The organism is Protofrankia sp. Cas4 (assembly GCF_963555915.1).
Taxonomy (GTDB): Bacteria; Actinomycetota; Actinomycetes; order Frankiales; family Frankiaceae; genus Protofrankia.
Window position 1 is genome coordinate 1 of sequence record NZ_CAUVXL010000002.1, and the last position, 2,475, is coordinate 2,475.

At 61.9% G+C, this 2,475-nt stretch carries 1 protein-coding gene; it reads left to right on the forward strand.

Annotated elements, in window-relative coordinates; genetic code table 11:
• Positions 1-26: 26 nt before the first annotated feature.
• Positions 27-2,475, forward strand: a 2,449-nt coding sequence (locus U9979_RS00070) for a TIR domain-containing protein (RefSeq protein WP_322777732.1), incomplete at its 3' end; no start/stop codon positions are given.

The window sequence follows — 2,475 nt, forward strand, 5'->3', positions numbered from 1 at the left end:
TTCTGGCTCGGGATCTGGCCGGGGGTATGCCGGTCGGCGAGAACTGGAAGCAGCGCCTGTACCAGGAGCTACGGGATGCCGACGCGGTTGTCTGCATCGTGACCGAAAGCTTCGTAGCGTCGAATTGGTGTGCCGCCGAAGTCGGCATTGCTGATTCGCGCGGTTGCCGTCTGCTGCCGCTGGCAGTCGAAGCAGGCGGTAAACATCCTTTGATGGAAGATCTTCACTATATCAGGTACTACGAGGACCGGCAGGCTGCCCGTAAACAGCTCGCAGACAATCTGGGTGATATTGTTGCTGGCGGGCGGACCACCTGGCGGGATGGAGACAATCCGTTCCCCGGCCTGCGTGCGTTCGGTTCTGACCTGGCCCAGATGTTCTTCGGCCGGTCCGGAGAGACCCGGGAACTCGCGAGTCTGCTGCGGGCAACCAGTCCGGACCGCAGCCTGCTGGCTGTGGTCGGGCCATCCGGATGCGGCAAGTCATCGCTGATGCGGGCGGGGCTGCTCCCGTTATTCAAGAAGGATCCGGCCTGGCTGGTAGCAGACCGGTGGGTTCCCGGAGACGATCCGGTCTCCGGGTTGGCGCAGGCCCTCACTGTGACGGCGAACAAGCTCAGGCTGGGCTGGTCAAAAGCCGACGTACGCGCCAAGCTCGACAATCCCAACCTGCTTGGGCTCAGGAGTTGCGCGGAAGAACTGCTCGGCGCTCGGGACTACACTGCCGTGCAGTGGTTACTGATCGGCCTCGACCAGGCTGAGGAGCTGTTCACCCGTGCCCCGGCCCCCGAGCGGGCACAGGTTGCTGCACTGCTGGACAAGGCGCTGGCCGGGCCGGTGCGATTGGTGGCGACACTGCGATCGGAATTCCTCGACGATCTGCGCACGCTACCGGAGCTGGTTGATACCGACATACAGCCCTTTCTGCTGCGACCGCTGGCGCCCGGTATGCTGCCACTTGTCATCAAAGAGCCTGCGAAAAATGCCAGAATACAGGTGGAAGAGGAACTGCTGGTCCGCCTGTCCGCCGACGCCGAAAGCGGGGACGCGCTTCCCCTGCTCGCGTTCGCCCTTCACCAACTCGCCGACGGCCTCTCCCGTGGCGACACCATGACTGTTGAGAAGTACGACCGCATCGGCGGCGTAACCGGTGCTCTGACAAAGCATGCCGACGCCGCACTCGCTGCCGCGATGAAAGCCAGCGCATTGACTGAACCTGAGGTGTTGGCCGGCCTGGTCAGGCTGGTTACCATTGACGAGGCAGGGCGACGAGCACGACGGCAGGTCCGGCAGAGCGACCTCTCTGAAAGCCTGCGTCGGGCTTTTGAGGTTTTCGTTGACAGGCGGCTGCTCGTCGCCGATCATGGCGCCGCCGGAAATTGGTTCAGGGTAACACATGAGAAACTGCTGACCGAATGGCCCCCGCTGGATAAAGCTATCACGGAAAAAGAGGTGGCGCTGGGAGCCGCACGAGCGGTGGAGCAGGCTGCTGCCGAGTGGGAGAATGCCGATCAGAATTCCAGCTTCCTGTGGGACGCCAATCGGGTCAACGCCAACCTGACGATTCTCGGGTTACCCACCGTTGACGAACCGTCTACGTCGGACGAGGCGGTAGTCGCTGTCAACCCCACCGGACAGGCCTTTCTCGACGCTCATTACCGCTACTTTCAGAAAAGACGCGAAGAAGAGGAGGAGACGCACCGAGAAAAGGAAGCGGCGGCACTGCGTATCCGGCGTCAGGAGCAGCAATACCGAAAGCAGAGAATCGGAATTCTCTCGGGCTTCCTCTTCGTTGCCATGGTCGCCGCCGGCGTCGCATTCTGGCAGGAGCGCAGCGCCCGCGACGCCCAGCATGGCGCTGAGCGGGCGCGGCGCTCCGCGATCGCCTTCAGTATGCTTGTCCAATCCACCGCCAGCAGAGAGAAAGATCCACGCGGTGCCTTCCGATTCGGCATCGCCGCCTACAATATCGACGAAAAGGGTCCGGAAACCCGGGAAAGTCTCGTGCAGCTCCTCGCGAGCTTCCCCTATCGCGGGATCACGGTCGCGCAGAACACCTCGGTGACCTCGGTGGCGTTCTCACCTGATAGTCATATTATAGCTACCGGCAGTAATGACAGGGGTGTCCGTCTGTGGGATGTCAGTAGCCCGGGTCAACCGCACCTCATCGGTGTACCTCTCACCGGCCATACGGGCATCGTGACGTCGGTGGCATTTTCGCCTGATGGTCGAACTCTTGCCAGTGGCAGTAATGACAACAGCGTCCGTTTGTGGGATGTCAGTAGCCCGGGTCAAGCCCACCCTCTCGGTGAACCCCTCACCGGCAGCGACACCGTGACGTCGGTGGCGTTTTCTCCCGATGGCCATACTCTTGTCAGCGGAAGTTACGACTACAATAACCCCGTTCGCCTGTGGGATCTCACCACCCCAACCGCTCCCATACCTCTCGGCCCATTGCCCAGAGGTCACACGGGTA